The sequence below is a fragment of the Simplicispira sp. GW247-4R2A genome (genome assembly GCF_059424465.1).
The window spans coordinates 1-16,386 of record NZ_JBWKZM010000035.1 but is presented as its reverse complement, the minus strand read 5'-3'; the positions used below and the strand labels follow the sequence as shown (position 1 = coordinate 16,386).

The following is a 16,386-nucleotide window of genomic DNA, read 5'->3' as shown; positions in this document are numbered from 1 at the left end:
AGTGTGCACCGGAAAGTTCTGGTCGTCAAAATTTGTCACTTAACCCGTCATTCTGTCTAAGACATGCAAAGGGTCCATCAGGCACGTAATGTGACAGGAATTCCGGGGGGATGCCTTCCTTTGCGAAGGTGGCGCGCAACTGTTCCAGGGAAGCGGGGTCGCGCCGACCATAGGAAGCCAACGCGAACAGCGAGCGTGCCGTCTCGGGGTCGTGCCGCGCTTCAATGATGGCCTCATCGATGGCCTGGACTGCCCGTTGCCAGTGATCGACGGGTTCGGGCTTCGGCGTTTTCGCCGACAGGCCACTGGTGAAACCGGTTTGGGGTTCGGACCAGAACAGCTTTGCATGCTCGCCCGGCGGGCTTATATCCCTCATCTCAATCAAGCTGATTGCCGTTGCCGCCGCCTCCAGCATCTGCAACCGTACTGCCGGGTTCAGGGTTTCATATGGTCGCCACAGACTTTGCCCAGCACGCAGCGGATGCCCGCAGCCTTCCCAGACTTGGCGGAGATACCCCGCGCAGGTTCCGCACGTCGAAAGCGGGGTGTTCAGCTCATCGAGCAGCGTGCGTAGTAGCCGAAACCACAATCCAGCGTGGATGCGTCGGCGCGGCAGCTCCACATGGCCGGTCGTCAGTGCCTGCCAGGTGCGCCGGTCCATCACCGCAATCGCGTCGCTGGCGGTGCGCGGCGCAGTGTCGGCGTTCTCCCAGCCGAGAAACCGCCCAGGCACGCCCCAATAGGATTCCAGCCAGCAGCCATGCAGCGGGCAGCTCAGCATCAGGGGCAGCTTCCATGCAAGCAGTACGGCTTGGTTTGCCGGGTCGTTCAGACAGAGCGGGCAGGCGCGATGTATCGGCTGGCTGGGCAGCCAGGCACGCCAGCTCGTGATGGATCGCGTCCTACGGCGGAGTTTCGGCAGCAGCACCGAGAGCTGGAACGCATAGGTTTCCAATGCGTCTGGAATCTGATCATCAAGGCTGTCCAGTAGCCAAGGCACCCAGCCGGCGAAACTCATGCAACGCAGCCGGTCCGGCTCGATGCCGCTCCGCTGGGAGAGCATCGCCAGCAGCGCCAGTGGTGGCGCGGTGTCCAGGTCATCAACCTGGCCGTGACCAAGATCGTGCTCCAGCAGCTCGGACACCTCCATGTGATAGCAAAGGGCCACGCGGTTGAGCCACGAAGACAAGGCTTCGCCTTCCCTGGGAGCCGGATGCAGTGGCCAGTGTGGCGCTGGCTTCACATCAGTTCCCGCTCGAATTGCCGCCGCCGCTCGCTGGGACCGGTGTAATCGGCCATGCTGAGCGTGCGATGGTTGATCGCTTCCTCACCGCTCTCCACGGCAGCGACGGCCGCCGCCATCAACAGGTGCGCCAGCTCGCCGATGGTGCCCTCGCTGCGCGTGAGCAGGTAGCGGGCCATATCCAGCGTGGCAATCGACGAGGGTCGCCGCAGCGGGAGCGAAGCCGCGAAGCTGGCCAGCAGTGAGCAGCAATCGTCGTTGGCCTCCCACACCGGCAGCATCATCGGCTCGAAGCGGTTTTCCAACTGGTCGTCCGAGCGGATCGCCAAGTAGGCATCGCGTGTGCCGACCCCGACCAGCGGGATGCGCAGCTCGTTGCCGAGGAAACGCAGCAGGTTGAGGAATTCCCGGCGGTTGACGCTGTTGCCGGCCAGGACGTTGTGCAATTCGTCGATCACCAGCATGCGCACGCCGACCTTGCGTAGCAGTGCCAGCGCCAATTGCTCCATTTCCGGCAGCCGTGGGCGCGGGCGCAATGGCGCGCCCATCGCGGCAAGTAGCGCGACGTAGAAGCGGATTACCGACGGTTCGGATGGCATCTGCACGACCAGTACCGGAATGTGCTCCTGGTCGGCGTCGGAGCTGGCCGGGTGGGTGCGGCGGAATTTCTCGACGATCATCGACTTGCCGTTGTTGGTTGGACCGACCAACAGCAGGTTGGGCATGCGTTGTTTGTTCGGCCAGGCGAACAGGGTTTCCAGCCGGTTCAGCGCCTCGACCGCACGCGGGTAGCCGATCCAGCGGTCGGCGCGGATGCGCTGGATGCGTTCGTCCGCCGGAAGACGGGCCAAGCCCTGGGCCACCGGCATCAGGTGGGACAAGTCGATGATGGGATATTCTTCCACGGCTACCACTCCTCAATCTGGTCGAACGGTTTGGCAGGTGGCTGGTTGTCTGCCTGCGGGTCAGCCATGCTCGTATCCGGCGGTGTGGACTTGACGAGCGTAACCGACTGCTTGAGGTGCTGGCGTCGATCCGCATCACGCCGCGCCTTGCGCGTGGCTTTCTGCGCGGTGGTCACGATCTCGCGCATCTGGCCGATCATGCGAAACAGCGCCGACTCATCCACCTGCTCGCGTCCGAGCTGACGCAGCTTCGCCAGCGCCTGGCGCTGCTCCCAGAGGGTGACAGCCGGGTGAGACAAGGTGCGGTACGGGACTTCCAGGTAGTGCTGCCCCTCCGGCTCCAGCACCCAGATACGGCTGATGTCGCGCGGGTCGCGCCGGATCAGGAAGGCCGGCAGGCGGTCACGCCGGGCGATCCACGGCTTGAGGGCATCGGCGTAGTAGTGGATGTGGTCGATGACGAAGCCGGTGCGAGTCAGCGTGCGGCGCATGACCGGCAGAAAATCGACCAGAAACGCGGTGGGCCGCGTGACCACGGGCGGCACGCCGATCCGCGTCACAGCCTCGGCCCAGCGCGCGGCCGGCGGCTGGAGCAGGCCGTTGTGCACCGAGGCGTGGTAGGTGCCCACGGCCAGCGTGAGCCAGCGCTCCAGCTCACGCAGTGTCAAGGCGGCCATCTTGTCGGCGTCGTACTCGCCACGCTGGCCGGGGTTAGCGAAGGTCGTACCCGGCAGCTCATCGTGGATCATCTGCATCGCGGTGCCGATGATCCTTTCCACGATACCGCCGTAGTGCGGCTGCCCCGGTGGCCGGTAGTCCAGGCGGATGCCATGCTGCTCGCAGCCCCGGCGCAGCGCCTCGCTCTTGAACTCGGCTGCGTTGTCCAGGTAGAGCAATCTGGGCTTGCCGCTCATCGGCCAGTTCATCTCGACATCCAGCCCTTCCAGCCAGGGACGCTTGTCGCAGGCGACATGCGCCAGGCACAGGCCGACCGAGACGGCGGACGGCGCTTCGAGCGTGACCACCATACCGAGCACGCAGCGGGTGAAAACGTCAATGGCCAGCGTGAGGTACGGGCGGCCAATCGGCTGCCGGTCGTGTGCATCCACCACGATCAGGTCGATGACCGTGTGGTCGATCTGCACCTGCTCCAGCGGTTCGGAGACGGCCTGCGGGATGCCGCCCACGCCTTGCAGCTCGCGGGAGGCATCCTGACCTTCCCGGCGGCGCACCGTTTTGAGCGGATCGAGGCTGTCGATACGCAAGGCCACGGTGTTGCGCGTCGGCACCCGTAGCTTCTGTGCCTTGCAGGCTTGCGCGACCTCCCGATGGAAGGCCGCGAGGCTGCGCTTCTGCTTGGTCAGGAAACGCTTTTGCAGCAGCTCACGGATGATGCGCTCGACCGGCTCCGGCAAGCGGCCCTTGCCTTTACCACCGCTTGACTGCCCAGGAGCGAAGTCAGTGACCAGCCCCGCGCCTTGCCGGGCGCGGCGGATCAGGGCATAGACCTGCCGCTGGGACAGGCCCAATGCCTGGGCTGCCGCGTCAGCCGCTGCATGCCCAACTGTCTCCGACTGCGCCAATGGCCCAATGATCTCAGCACGACGGCGCGCACGCTCCCAAGCCTGCTCTGGCAGAGTTGCCACGCCTTGCTCGGGAATCCGTGAGGTATCGGTCGCCATGCTCACCTCTCATTGGTGCATACGAGTATTGAGCATAGACGAGTTTCGTGCAGAGGAGTCCTGAAATTTTGCTGTCAGGAGTCGACTACACAACAGTCTTAAAACTGCGTTTTTCGGTGCAGTCGTCTTCTGAAAATGACAGCCTTAACTGACACCACCTCCCAGGGCCTGATATAAAGCAACACTATCGACTAGGCGTTGTGCCTGGGCCGCAACCATATTGATCCGGATTGACTGTGCCTGTTGCTGCGCGATGAGCAGTTGCAGGTAGCTGGCCGCGCCCAGCCGGTATTGCCGCTCGACCGACTGCAAGGAGGCCTGTGCAGCCATATCAGCGGCAGCGAGGGCAGTCAAAGTTTGTGCATCGCTTTCCACCGCGCGCAGGGTGTCGGCGACGTTACGCAAAGACTCCAATACGACGCTCTGGTAATTGGCTGCGGCGGCATCAAAAGCGGCGAGCGCCGCTCTTTTTTCAGCGGGTAGCCCTGGATTAAAAAGAGGCTGGGTGAGCTGCGCAACCAGGCCCCACACTGCCGAGCCACCACCGAACAGGGTACCGGTGGTCAGCGCTTGAGAGCCAAGGTTGGCGCTCAGGTTGATCTGTGGGTAGAGCTTGGCGACAGCCACACCATAGTCTGCATTGGCCGCATGCAACAGCGCCTCTGACGCCTGGATATCCGGTCGGCGGCGCACCAGTTCTGAGGGCACGACGAGCGGCATCTCGACGGGCAGAGTGAAATCGGCCAGAGTGAAGGCCGGGATGCCACCCGTGCCTGGGGCACGACCGGCTAGCACCGCCAGTAGATGTTCGGTTTGTTGCAGTTGTTTACGCAGCGCAGGCAGTTCTGCCCGCGTTTGCTCCGCCTGAGCTTGTAGGCTCAACGCTTCATCAGGTGAGGCCTGACCGATACGCACGCGTTCATGGGCTAGGCGCAGTTGCTCATCCTGCACGCGCAAAATGGCAGTAGTGGCTTCTAGTTGCGCGGCGAGGCGTGCTCGGGTAATGGCAGCGGTTGCCATGTTGCCGGCAAGGGCCAGGCGCGCAGCATTCAGTTCGAAGCGACGGTAGTCGGCGCGAGCAGCCAAGGCTTCGAGTGCGCGCCGGTTGCCGCCAGCCAGATCGAGGTTGTAATGCACGCCAACGCTGGCGTTGTAGAGGCTGAATTGACGTGCGTCTCCGCTCAACCCTTGGCTACTGGGACTCATTTGCTGGCGCTGAGATCCCAGTGCGACATCTACCTGTGGATATTGCGTCGAGCCCGCCTGTGCGGCAAGAAGCTCCTGCGCCTGTCGCAAATTGGCGCTGATGCTCGCCAGCGTCGGGCTGACATGGAAAGCTTCGTTGATCAGTCCGTCGAGTGTGGATGAACCCAAGCTTTGCCACCATTGCGTTTCGATCGGAAGCCCTTCGACTAGACGTTGTGTTTCGCCGAACTGCGTGGGAGCGGACGCGGTTCTATCAGCCACCGGTGTTGCAGTGTAGCGAGCCACATCGGGTGCGGTGGGACGCTGAAAATCAGGGCCGGCGGCGCAACCGGCCAGACCGGCGGTGACCAGACCAGCTACCAGGTAAGTTGCCGCAAGCCGTCTTTCGAGGCTGATGGGGCGCTGGCATGTTTTAGCGTGCTCCATAAAAATGCTCCACGAAAGGTTTACGGAAAGCTTGGTGGCAGCCCAAGCAGCTTTCCTGCACGTGGGCGAATGATTGGATCACCGCCTTGCCGTCGCTGCTCGCAGCAGCCAGCTTCATGGCCAGCGCCGCCTCGTGAGTCTGCGCGTCAAAGTTTCTGAACTTGGTCGCATCAGCGCCGAGGTAAGCAAGGATGCGCATTTTTTCAGTAAGCGGTGGCTCGGGGTGTGCAGCAACTTTTGGGGCGAGCTGAACGACCTGAACCCATTCCTCCTGCGAAATCGCACCGGTAATAGCCTGCATGTTGCGCCCGAGTTCCTGCATGATCTTGCGTAGCGCCAGTGGCTCAACCTGGGTAGCGTCACCAGCCCAAGCTGGCAACTGAAAACCCCATAAAAGCAGGCAGGCCGTAACGGTCAGGGTGATAGTTCCAAATGCGTGGCTGTGTTTGCGGTGGGTCATGAAATTCTCCTGTAATTCAATCGTTCTCTCATTCGAACTCCCGCCCTTCGCCAGCTTCCTCATGGGTCACACCGTCGCGGATGTGGTAGATGCGCTTGAAAGTGGGGATGATCTTTTCGTCATGGGTGACGACGATGATGGCGGTCTCGAACTTCCGAGCCATGTCATTGAGGATGCGGATTACAGCCATGGCGCGCTCACTGTCTAGTGGAGCTGTGGGCTCATCAGCCAGGATCACCGGAGGGCGATTGACCAAACCTCGCGCAATGGCGACCCGTTGCTGCTCGCCACCGGAGAGTTGCGAGGGCATGGCGCGAGCCCGGTGTTGCACATCGAGCGCGGTGAGCAGTTCCAGTGCCTTCGCGCGCGACTCCCCATTCGCGACGCCTGCGAGCATCGGCAGTAGCGCCACGTTGTCGGTGACATCGAGAAACGGAATCAGGTATGGTGCCTGGAAAACGAAACCGATCTTGTCGCGCCGCAAGGCGCGCAAGTCGCGGACTTTCCAGCCATCGTCGTAGATCACTTCATCGCCCAGCGTCATGCGACCGGCGGTCGGATCAATCACCGCGCCCAGACATTTGAGCAGCGTGCTCTTGCCGGACCCGGAAGGGCCAATCAGGCCCACCACCTCGCCGGGTGCCACCTGCATGTCCACGCCTTTCAAGGCATTGACCGCGGTATCGCCCTCGCCATAACGTTTTCTCAAACCTTCGATGCGAATGCCTTTGCCACTCATCTCAACCTCCAATGGCTTCGGCCGGGTCGACCTTGAGTGCCATGCGAATGGCGACGATGCTGGCTAGAACGCAGATCACGAGCACGGCGAAAAAACCGGCGATGGAGTCGAACGGCATCAGCAGTACGTACTTGGGAAACAGGGGCGCTGAGAAAGTGGCTGTGATCTTGCCGACCACGAAACCAATCACGCCCAGGGCGAGCGCCTGCTGCATGATCATCGCGGCGATGGTTCGGTTGCGTGTGCCGATGAGCTTCAACACCGCGATCTCGCGGATTTTGTCCATCGTCAGCGAATAGATGATGAAGGCAACGATGGCCGCGCTAACGATGGCCAGAATCACCAAGAACATGCCGATCTGCTTGGCCGACGTGGCGATCAACTTGCCGACGAGGATGTCTTCCATCTGTGCCCGTGTGTAGACCGTCAAACGTTTCCAGCGCCGGATGGATTCGGCAACCTCGTCCGGCGCATGACCAGGTTTCAGAGTGACCAGCACTGCATTGACGAACGCGTTGGTGCTCTGTGAAGCAATCACGGCATCCAGCAAACCAGTAACACCGGGTCGATTGAAGGCCGGGTTGGCTTCGGTGCGACGCCGGCTTTGCCAAATGGCGTCGTTGTCCTTGAGGAACTGAGCCTCTTGGGCATCCTTGAGCGGAATGAATACCATCGGGTCGCCGCTGGACGACACCATGCGCCGTGTCAGCCCCACGACGGTGTAATGATTTCGGCGAATGGCAAGACGATCTCCCAGTTTGAAGCCGGTGGCGATGTCGGCCACCGCCTCGTAGTGACCGCGCGTGATCTGGCGTCCAGCGACGAGATAAGGAGGCCATCCGGGTGTAGCCCCCAACGCACCGGGCGCGATGCCGACCACCATGGTGCGTACATCACTCTCGCCCTTGCGTACCTGCATGGTCAGGTAGGTCACGTTCGCTGCCTGTGAGACTCCCGGCATGGCGAGAATGGCGCGATACACGTCATCGTTGAGGCTGGACGACTCCGCATAAGGACCCAGAGTATCCTTTTGCACCACCCAAAGGTCAGCGCCACTGTTGTCGAGCAACGCCTTGCCGTCGTCCACCATGCCTCGGTACACCCCAGCCATGACCAGGGTGACGCCGATCAGCAGACCCAGACCGATGCCGGTGAAGACGAATTTTCCCCAGGCATGGAGAATGTCGCGGCCGGCCAGGCTGATCATCGTGACACTCCTGGGATATGGTCGACCACATGGATGCGGCTGCGCGCCGTCAGTGCCTTTTCGCTATAGGTCACAACCTGGTCCCCATTCTTGAGCCCTTCGCGCACCTGCACGTAACCATTGAGGTCGGAAGTGCCGAGCTTGACCGGGGAGAAATGCAGATCACCATCCACGATTTGCCAGACACCAACTTTGTCGCCCTCACGCTGGACGGCAGCGTTGGGGATCAGTGGAGCGGCCGGGAGCGCCGGCAAGTCAACCGTGACTTCGGCCAGTTCACCCACCGGTGGCAAAGGTTCTGGTTTGTTATCGAATGTCACCTTGGCAAGCGTTTCCTCGGTTACCGCGTCGGCCTTGGGTTCCACCCGCAGCACGCGACCTTTCAAGGTCTGGCCACCACGCGAACGCAGGACGATAAGAGTCGGCAACCCCCCAGCCAGCCCCGATGCGCTGATCTGGTCGAAGCGCGCATTGATCCACAAACTCTTGGGGTCGATCACTTCCACCACGGCCTGGCCCGCGACGATGGTCGTGCCGGGATCGGCATGGCGCACGGCGACTACACCGTCGACCGGCGCGATCAGGCGCAGATTGCTCCGCTGCGCGACGAGTCCTTCGCGGTCGGAGCGTGCCCGGACAATATCTTCCCGAGCGGCAGATAAGGCGGCATCGGCGATCTGCAGTTCCTGCCGCTTGGTGGTGACGATTTCCTCGCTGGTCGAGCGCACCGCAAACAATTGCTCGTAGCGGCGCGCCTGGGTTTGCGCGTAGGCTTGCCGGGCTTCTGCCTCGCGCAAAGCCGCTTCCGCACGCTTGAATGCCGACTCCTGTGAGCGCACCCGATCATCGAGGTCGACCGGCTCCATCTCGCCGAGCACCTGTCCGGCCTTGACCTGGTCGCCTACATGCACCTCCAGGCGTTTGACGCGCCCGGCAAACGTCGGCCCGATCTTGTAGGTGTAGCGCGCCTCCACCGTGCCGATGCCGAACAGCGCCGGTGTGATAGCCCGTGATTCCACGCTTGCCACCGTCACCGCGACCGGGGCGAGCGGCCCTGATCGCAGACCGACATAAATAAAAAGCACCAGCAAAGGAATGATGACGGCAAGCAGCGCCAGGGTGCGGCCTTGCAAGGGTAACTTTTTCATTGCGCACTCCTTATGCCACGCCGATAAATTGCAAAGACGCGCGGCGCATCGCGGTGCATACGTCCCACATCACCCGCCAACAGCGATTGCATGACCAAGCCCTGGATCGTGCCAATGAACAGCGTTGCCGCCGCCTCGTTGTCAAGCGAGGGAGACAACTCGCCGCTGGCCTTGCCTTTCTCGATGAGACGATGCAAACGTTCGCCGTAGCGCTGAATCAAGGTTTGCACCATGCGCTTGGCCGGTGTCGATTCGGCACGCTGAAGCTCACCAAACATCATTCTTGGCACGCCTGGGTGCTCAGCTACGAATTCGATATGACTCATGAACATCGCCTCCATGGCTGCCAAGGGCGACTCGATTCCTTGTGCGGATCGATCGATTCTGGCTAATAGGCGCTCTGCTACCCACTCCATGACCGCCTGCCAAATGGCTTCCTTGTTCGGGAAGTGCCGAAACAGCGCACCCTGGGTCAAGTTCATGTGTTTAGCGATAGCTGCAGTGGTTATCTCGCTTGGGTTTTGTGAACCGGCAAGCGCCACGACGGACTCGACAGTTACGGCACGACGTTCATCGGCCGGCAGATGCCTTGGATGGGTGTCCACGAGCACTCCTTGTAAGATAGTAATTGATTACTATCTTACCACAAGAGGCAACTCAAACAAGAGAAAACCCGACGTACTCGTCAATATCTAGCGTCTGCAATGGGCTTAACGTGCTTTATTTTCCGTTTTCTGAGACGTCCCCACGTACAAAGGTGTCGATCTGACCGGTGCAACCTATGCCACGGACATCCGGCTCTCCGACCCGGATGGCAATGAGCGCACGCTGGCGGACTTCCGAGGCAAGGCCATCCTGGTCTTCTTCGGCTTCACTCAGTGCCCAGATGTCTGCCCGACGGCCCTGGCGCGGGCGGCCGAGGTCAAGCGGCTTCTCGGCCCCGACGGCGAGCGCTTCCAGACACTGTTCGTCACGGTCGATCCCGAGCGCGACACGCCCGAGGTGCTCAAAGCCTACACGGCTGCATTCGACCCCAGCTTTATCGGTCTGTACGGCGACCTGGAACGCACCGCACAGATCGCCAAGGACTTCAAGGTCTACTACAAGAAAATGCCGACGGGATCGTCCTACACCATGGACCACACATCGCTCAGCTACGTCTACGACCCGCTAGGAAAGCTGCGCTTGGCCCTGCGCCATGAGCAACCCGCCCAAGACTATGCGGACGACATCCGCAAGCTCTTGAACCCTGCCTGACCCTCTATCCCCTCAAGGAGAACACCATGAAACTCGTCATCCGCACAGCCATCGTCGCCGCCTCGCTGCTCGCGGCCACCGCCCAGGCGCAAGTCACCGTCAAAGATGCCTGGGTGCGCGCCACCGTACCGCAACAGAAAGCCACCGGCGCCTTCATGCAGTTGAAGGCAACCAAGAATAGCAAGCTGGTCTCGGCCAGCTCGCCGCTTACGCCCGCCGTCGAGGTCCACGAGATGGCCATGCAGGACAACGTGATGAAGATGCGCCAGGTGCCGGCCGTCGAGCTGCCCGCAGGCAAGACCGTGGAACTCAAGCCCGGCGGCTACCACGTGATGCTGATGGACCTGAAGCAGCAGGTGAAGGAAGGCGACACGGTGCCTCTGACCCTCGTCATCGAGGGCCCGGACGGCAAGCGCGAATCGGTCGAAGTGAAGGCTCCCGTGCGTGCGCTCAACGCCAGCGCCCAGCCGGCTGGCCACGATGCCCAGGGCGGCCACAAGCACTGAAGCACTTGGCGGGTGGGTGAATGGCGCACCTGTAGCACACCCCACCGCTTGCAGCCCTCGAAATTCGAAGCCGCGATGCCAACTCCCGCAACCTAGGTCACGCATAGCCAAAAAGCTCACGGCGTACGGCAACCGGAGATGGTTACTCCACCAGCGTTTTGCAATGCGTGTTTACTAGCGCTGTTTCTCTGAAACCCACGGTCTCCTTGCATGAAGGCCTCTAGCATGTGCGGGATCAGCGTCGTGGCATCGACCGCTTCGCCGTACACCTGCGCGTGCAGCGCGGCGTAACGGTCGAGGTCGGCTTTCAGGCTGACCGGGCACGCAAAGGCCAGCTTGACGCTCTCGACCTTGGGCAGCGGCCCAAGCCGCAACTTCCTGGTGGTGTTCATTTCGCAATTCCACGGTTGAAGAACATAGGCTGGTACGGCCGCAGCACAAAATCGCGGTTGACGATGATCCGCACCGGCAGGCCCGGCCGCTCGGTCAGCGTCGGCTGGATGTTCATGTTGCGCCGGGTCATCTCTTGGCCGACCTGGTTGATGCTGTCCTGCGCGCTATCGCGCCCAGCGATCACGATGCGGTTGCCATCCTGCCGGTTTTCCGGTGCGGCCAACTCGGCACCCACGCCCAGCAGGGTCGTCAGCGCCGCACCCGCGAAGACGCGATCCCAATGCCAATCGACGCCATCCTCCAGGCCGGAATAGCCGGCAGGGTCAGTGCCCGCCAGGTTGTCTAGCTTCAGCGAGGACGTGTCCGGCAGGATGACGCGGTTCCACACCACCTGTACGCGGCTCTGCCCGTAGCTCACCTGGCTGTTGTACTTGCCCAGGATGCGCGATCCCTGTGGGATCAGCAGGAACTTGCCAGTGGCCGTGTCATAGACCGGCTCCGTCACCGTGGCTATCACGTCGCCCGGCAGATCGGACTTGATGCCCGTCACCAGCGCGCCCGCGATCACCGTTCCCGCCATGACCTGATACGGCGAGGCCGGCATCTGGAGATTGCCGGAATTGCGGGTTTCCGTAGAACCGCCTTTCAGGAAAGCCTCTTTCTGGTCTTGCCGGTTCTGCACGGCTGTCGGGTCGGATGGCTGGGCCGCCGTCGAGGCCGGGCCAGCGGCCAGCGGGTCGAAGCCCGCCAAGGCGCTGCCGGGCGCAGCCGCAGCGGCTTGCGCCGTGACCGGCGCGGTGGCCTTGCCTTGGTTGCCCGAGCGGAAAAACACCGACGAGTTCGCCGCCGCATCGGCCTCCTTGCGCCACGCATCCGCCGGATCATGTCCCGGCGGTGCGTAGGCCGGCGTCACCGGCTGCTGCGACTTCACGATGGCTGGGCCGAGATCACCCGGCAGCGGCGGCCCCAGCTCGGGCACCTTCGGCGGCAGCTTCGAGTAGTCGGCCGGCAGACCATCCAGCCCCTCGGACTTCGAGACGCGATCGACGTTGTAAAGCTCGGTCTGCTCGCCCGTGCCGCGCCGGTGCGGCTGCAATGACCAGATCGTGGCCCCGAGCACGGCGACCGACAGGACGCCGACGAGGATGGCCAGCGTGCGCCGGTTCAGGCGCGTGACTGGGCGCGGCTGGGCGCGCAGCGCCACCGCCTCGGGCGCGACCTTGCCCGCCTGCGCCGCAAGATCAGGGGAATCGTCCTGGCTCATGGTCAGTTCCTCCGTGTGCCGTCCGTGCGCTCAATCCGCACCACGTCGCCTTTGTCCCCGCCCAGGCGCAGTTCGGCCGCGCCGAACAGGCGATCAACGATGTAGTACGGCGCACGGAATCGGTAGTTCACCAGTTGCCCGTCGCCTTGCGCGCCGATCACGAACAGCGGCGGCAGCTCGCCCTGGGCGATGCCGGGCGGGAACTGGATGTAGACCTTCTCGCCGTCATCGAAAGCACGCAGCGGCTTCCACGGCGGATTGCTGCCGCTGATGGCATAGCGGAAACGGATCTTCTCCAGCGACAGGCCGCTATCGACCGGGGCGGCGGCGCTGGCCGCCTGCGCCTGGCGCTGCAAGGCCAGCATCTTGTCCTTCGGGTACTCCCAGGACACCGACGCCATCCACGTCTTTTCGGTCGAAGTCAGCTCCAGCAGATACGTCCGGCGGCTGGTGGTGATGACCAGATTGGTCTTCAAGCCCGAGCGGATCGGCTTGACCATCACGTTGACGCGCAGAGCCTCACCGCTGCCGCTCGACGTGTCCCCGACGATCCAGCGCACCGTGTCGCCGGCCGCGACCGTCACCAGTTCCTCGCCGGGCTGCAGCGAAACCACCGTCACGCGGCCCACGGCCGCATAGAGCTGGTAAAGCGCGCCATCGGTAAAGGGCCAGACCTGGATCGCGTTGACGTAGCCTTCGCGCGTGGGCGCGACACGGGCCTCGGCATTGGCGCGCGAGACGCGCACTTTCTCATCCGCGGGTTCCGGCGCGGGCTTGGCCTCCTCGGTCTCTGGCAGTGGTTTCAACTGCGACGGCAGCGCGAGCGGCTGCGGCACCGTGACCACCTCCACCGGTTTTGGTGGCTCCGGCAGCGGCTGGGCCTGCACCGGCTCATCGAGCGAAATGGTCGGTGGCGGCTTGCCCTGAGTAGCGCAGCCAGAGAACAGCACGGTCGAAGCCAGAAGCATCACCGGCAAGGCGGATTTACGGAAAAGATCATTCATGGTTTTGCTCCTTCGTTAGCTTCCAGTTCGCGGCTCCACGACAGCCCGTTGACGTAGATGCCCAGGGGGTTCTTGCGCAGACGCTGCTCGGTGCGCGGGGTTTGCAGCACCGTGGAAATCACCGCGTTCCAGCGTTCGGTGCGATCCAGCGCGCCATTGACGAAGCGCGTTTCCGTCCAGCGCACGTTGAAAGACGTGTCGCTGGCGCGGGTCACGCTGGTGATCTGCACCGTCACCGACTCCTTGCCGATGCGCGCGAACGGGTCATTCGTGCGGGCGTACTCGTTGAGCACGACCGCGCCTTTGTCGGTCGTGTAGTCGTAGGCATCGAGCCAGTTCTGCCGCACCACGATGGGGTCGATGGACAGCGAGCGCACCAGGCCGATGAAGCGGCCCAGGTGGTAGGCGATCTGCGCATCGCTGGGCTTGTAGGGCGTGGCGGCCTCGCCGACAGCGCGCACCTGGCCCGCGTTGTCCACCTCAATGACGTAGGGCGTGACGATGGACTGCGCCGAGCGCCAGACTAGGCCGCCCGCCATCAGCACGGCCAGCGTGAGGCAGCCAAAGGCCATGAAACGCCAGTTTCTGGCCTGCACGCGGGCCGAGCCGATGCGCTCGTCCCAAACCTGGGCGGCGGATTGATACGGAGTAGCAGGCTGTGGCGTATCGGCGTAGCGCACCTGCGGTCGTTTGAATCGCATGGGAGTTCTCCTTGAAGATCAGGAATCGGAATCGCGCAGGCTCGGGCCTTGGCTGGAGCTGCCGCCATCGCCGCCGCGCAGCGTGTGGGCGGCGGTCGTCGCGGCATGGGTGAGCTGCTGCCTGCGATGCAGGCGCTTGGCCCAGGCGGGTTGCGCGGTGGATGGGGTTGGCTCGTTTGCAGCCTGTGCGGCACCGCCCCCTGACGCCGATCCGGCGTCATCGGGCCGGAAGGCGGCGGCGACACGCTCCTTCATCGAGCGCGCGCCCTCAGCCACCTTCTGCCCGGTCGCCTGCGCGCCGGTCTTGGCGACATTGCCGACACCAGCGGCAGCGCCCTTGAGGCCGCCGCCGGCGGATGCAGAACCCGCCTGAAACGCCGACCGCGCGCTGCTGGCGGCCCCAGTGGCGGCACGCGCTCCGCTACCGGCCAGCTTGGCGGCTGCGGGCGCCATGCGCGCCCCGGCGGCGACTGCGCCGCCGACGCCCGTAGCCGCAGCGCCCACGGCAACAGCAGCGCCGGCCGCGCCCAGCGCCGCACCGGCCATCGCACCTGCGCCGAGCTGCGGGCCGCCGGACACCAGCCCGGTTGCAATGCCCGGCCCGAAGATGCCCAAGGCCAGCAGCGTCAGCGAGGCCAGCATCACGACCACGGAGTGGTCGATGGATGGTTCGGCGGGCTGTACCTGAAACTCGGCGAACAGGCCCGAGCCGATGCCCACGATCACCGCCAGCACCAGCACCTTGATGCCGGACGACACCACGTTGCCCAGCACCTTCTCGGCGAGAAATGCGGTCTTGTTCCAGAGCGCGAACGGCACCAGCACGAAGCCGGCAAGCGTGGTCAGCTTGAACTCGATCAGCGTGATGAAAAGCTGGATCGCCAGCACGAAGAAGCACAGCAGGACGATCAGCCAAGCGAGGAACATCACGACGATGGGCGTGATGTTCACGAAGACTTCGGGGAAGCCCGCCATGTCGCCGATCTGTTTCAGGATCGGCGCACCGGCGTCGATGCCGACCTTCGCCAGCCGTCCCGGCTGCAGGAAGTTGCCCATGCTCAAGGTCGAGCCGCTGGCCGTCAGGCCCAGCCCGGCGAAGGAACGGAACAGGATGCCCGCCAGGGTGTTGAAGTTGCCGATGATGTAGGCGAAAGCACCCACGTATAGCACCTTGCGGATCAGCTTGGCGATCACGTCCTCGCCCTGGCCGGTGGCATGCCCCATCGCCCAGAACAGCCCGGCCAACGTCATGTCGATGACGATCAACGTTGCGGTCAGGAACGCCACCTCGCCCTGCACCAGGCCGAATCCCGAGTCGATGTAGCGCGAGAAAACGTCGAGGAAGCGGTCGATGACCGAAACGTCGTTCATGGCCCGGCTCCGTCAGCGGCTGTAGAAGTTCACGGGCTGCGGCGTGTACGGCGTGCCAGTGCCCACGAAGCGCCGATTCACCTCGCGGCCACGCTCCACTGCGGCGGCCTGCCGCGCCAGCTCCAGCGAGGCCGCGCGGTCCTGCGTGATCTGCAAGCGCTGGGTCTGAATGGACTGCTTGGCCTGCAGGGCCAGCAACTGGTTCATGGCCTGCATCGCCTGGAGAGCGCCCACGGCGGACTGGCTCTTGCCCACGAGGTCGGCCAGCACGCCCTCGTCATCGCTCAGGTTCTGCGAAGCCTGGGCCTGCATCTGCATGGTGGTCTGAAGGCCAGTGAGCGTGTTCTTCCAGCGCTCCTGCGCATCGCGGTACATCTGATTGCCGCTGACGGTGGCGGAGTACTGTTCGGGGTACAGACGCTGGAACATCTGGTCCATGTTCGCCACGTCGTAGGCCATGCCCTTGGCCTGGGCGATGAGCCGCTGGGTGGTCGCCAGGTTGGCGCGCAGCTGGCCCACCACGCTGGACGGCAGGCTGGCCAGGTTGCGCGCCTGGTTGATGAGCATCTGCGCTTCGTTTTGGAGCTGGCGGATCTGGTTGTTGATCTGCTCCAGCGTGCGAACGGCGGTGAGCGTGTTCTGCACCAAATTGGTCGGATCGAACACGATGTCGCCAACGCCGAACAGTGCATGCGCGGGCTGCGCAATGCCGAAGGCGAGCACGCAGGCGGTGGTCAGCGCGGCGAGATTGTGGGCATGGGGTTTCATGGCAGGTTCTCCTGGGAATGGCTGGGGATGGGGGCGGCACCCGGCGCGGGGCCGGGGAAATCGCGCAGCAGATCGGCCGCCCAATCGAGGCTGCGGTGGCGGAGGC

General features: G+C 63.4%; 17 protein-coding genes. 2 read left to right on the top strand and 15 right to left on the bottom strand.

The window, feature by feature from the left end; translation table 11 throughout:
• Nucleotides 1–25 precede the first annotated feature (25 nt).
• From AC07ZH_RS18510 to AC07ZH_RS18470, 9 genes are all read right to left on the bottom strand, one after another.
• A complete protein-coding gene (locus AC07ZH_RS18510; RefSeq protein ID WP_000801210.1) occupies nt 26–1,243 on the bottom strand; it encodes a TniQ family protein in 1,218 nt (405 codons plus the stop codon).
• Nucleotides 1,240–2,148, bottom strand: coding sequence for a TniB family NTP-binding protein (locus AC07ZH_RS18505; RefSeq protein ID WP_261542127.1), 909 nt, complete (start codon nt 2,146–2,148; stop codon nt 1,240–1,242). The genes AC07ZH_RS18510 and AC07ZH_RS18505 overlap by 4 nt, the downstream gene beginning before the upstream one ends.
• A 2-nt stretch (nt 2,149–2,150) precedes the next feature.
• Nucleotides 2,151–3,830 carry a transposase family protein gene (locus AC07ZH_RS18500; RefSeq protein ID WP_261542128.1) on the bottom strand — a complete coding sequence of 560 codons (1,680 nt, stop codon included), beginning with the start codon at nt 3,828–3,830 and terminating at the stop codon, nt 2,151–2,153.
• Nucleotides 3,831–3,974: 144 nt separating this feature from the next.
• Nucleotides 3,975–5,462, bottom strand: coding sequence for an efflux transporter outer membrane subunit (locus tag AC07ZH_RS18495; protein WP_003056103.1), 1,488 nt, complete (start codon nt 5,460–5,462; stop codon nt 3,975–3,977).
• Nucleotides 5,449–5,922, bottom strand: a complete 474-nt coding sequence (locus AC07ZH_RS18490; RefSeq protein ID WP_003056106.1) for a cytochrome c — start codon at nt 5,920–5,922, stop codon at nt 5,449–5,451. The genes AC07ZH_RS18495 and AC07ZH_RS18490 overlap by 14 nt, the downstream gene beginning before the upstream one ends.
• Nucleotides 5,923–5,950: 28 nt before the next feature.
• Nucleotides 5,951–6,661 carry an ABC transporter ATP-binding protein gene (locus tag AC07ZH_RS18485; protein WP_003056107.1) on the bottom strand — a complete coding sequence of 237 codons (711 nt, stop codon included), beginning with the start codon at nt 6,659–6,661 and terminating at the stop codon, nt 5,951–5,953.
• Nucleotide 6,662: 1 nt separating this feature from the next.
• Nucleotides 6,663–7,868 (bottom strand): ABC transporter permease, encoded by a 1,206-nt coding sequence (locus AC07ZH_RS18480; protein WP_003056108.1) that lies wholly within the window; start codon nt 7,866–7,868, stop codon nt 6,663–6,665.
• Complete coding sequence (locus AC07ZH_RS18475; RefSeq protein ID WP_261542129.1) at nt 7,865–9,016, bottom strand: efflux RND transporter periplasmic adaptor subunit; 1,152 nt, start codon at nt 9,014–9,016, stop codon at nt 7,865–7,867. The genes AC07ZH_RS18480 and AC07ZH_RS18475 overlap by 4 nt, the downstream gene beginning before the upstream one ends.
• Nucleotides 9,013–9,621: a TetR/AcrR family transcriptional regulator gene (locus AC07ZH_RS18470; RefSeq protein ID WP_003056110.1), complete on the bottom strand. Its 609-nt coding sequence runs from the start codon at nt 9,619–9,621 to the stop codon at nt 9,013–9,015. The genes AC07ZH_RS18475 and AC07ZH_RS18470 overlap by 4 nt, the downstream gene beginning before the upstream one ends.
• A gap of 160 nt (nt 9,622–9,781) precedes the next feature.
• Here AC07ZH_RS18470 and AC07ZH_RS18465 point away from each other — a divergent pair, with 160 nt between their 5' ends.
• Complete coding sequence (locus AC07ZH_RS18465) at nt 9,782–10,273, top strand: SCO family protein (RefSeq protein WP_076841736.1); 492 nt, start codon at nt 9,782–9,784, stop codon at nt 10,271–10,273.
• 26 nt (nt 10,274–10,299) lie between these two features.
• Entirely contained in the window at nt 10,300–10,779 is a 480-nt protein-coding gene (locus tag AC07ZH_RS18460; RefSeq protein WP_003056114.1) for a copper chaperone PCu(A)C, read from the top strand.
• Between the two features lie 116 nt (nt 10,780–10,895).
• Here AC07ZH_RS18460 and AC07ZH_RS18455 read toward each other — a convergent pair whose 3' ends face one another.
• The 6 genes from AC07ZH_RS18455 to trbJ are packed head-to-tail and all read right to left on the bottom strand — an operon-like array spanning nt 10,896 to nt 16,280.
• Entirely contained in the window at nt 10,896–11,171 is a 276-nt protein-coding gene (locus AC07ZH_RS18455; protein ID WP_003056116.1) for a DUF2274 domain-containing protein, read from the bottom strand.
• Complete coding sequence (locus AC07ZH_RS18450; RefSeq protein ID WP_003056119.1) at nt 11,168–12,436, bottom strand: TraB/TrbI/VirB10 family type IV secretion system protein; 1,269 nt, start codon at nt 12,434–12,436, stop codon at nt 11,168–11,170. The genes AC07ZH_RS18455 and AC07ZH_RS18450 overlap by 4 nt, the downstream gene beginning before the upstream one ends.
• Before the next feature lie 2 nt (nt 12,437–12,438).
• Nucleotides 12,439–13,440 carry a P-type conjugative transfer protein TrbG gene (trbG, locus tag AC07ZH_RS18445; RefSeq protein ID WP_003056120.1) on the bottom strand — a complete coding sequence of 334 codons (1,002 nt, stop codon included), beginning with the start codon at nt 13,438–13,440 and terminating at the stop codon, nt 12,439–12,441.
• The gene (trbF, locus tag AC07ZH_RS18440) at nt 13,437–14,141 is read right to left on the bottom strand and encodes a conjugal transfer protein TrbF (RefSeq protein ID WP_003056121.1); all 705 of its coding nucleotides are present in this window, start codon (nt 14,139–14,141) and stop codon (nt 13,437–13,439) included. The genes trbG and trbF overlap by 4 nt, the downstream gene beginning before the upstream one ends.
• Nucleotides 14,142–14,159: 18 nt before the next feature.
• Complete coding sequence (gene trbL / locus AC07ZH_RS18435; RefSeq protein WP_261542130.1) at nt 14,160–15,512, bottom strand: P-type conjugative transfer protein TrbL; 1,353 nt, start codon at nt 15,510–15,512, stop codon at nt 14,160–14,162.
• 12 nt (nt 15,513–15,524) lie between these two features.
• Complete coding sequence (trbJ, locus tag AC07ZH_RS18430; RefSeq protein ID WP_012436237.1) at nt 15,525–16,280, bottom strand: P-type conjugative transfer protein TrbJ; 756 nt, start codon at nt 16,278–16,280, stop codon at nt 15,525–15,527.
• Nucleotides 16,281–16,386: the final 106 nt, after the last annotated feature.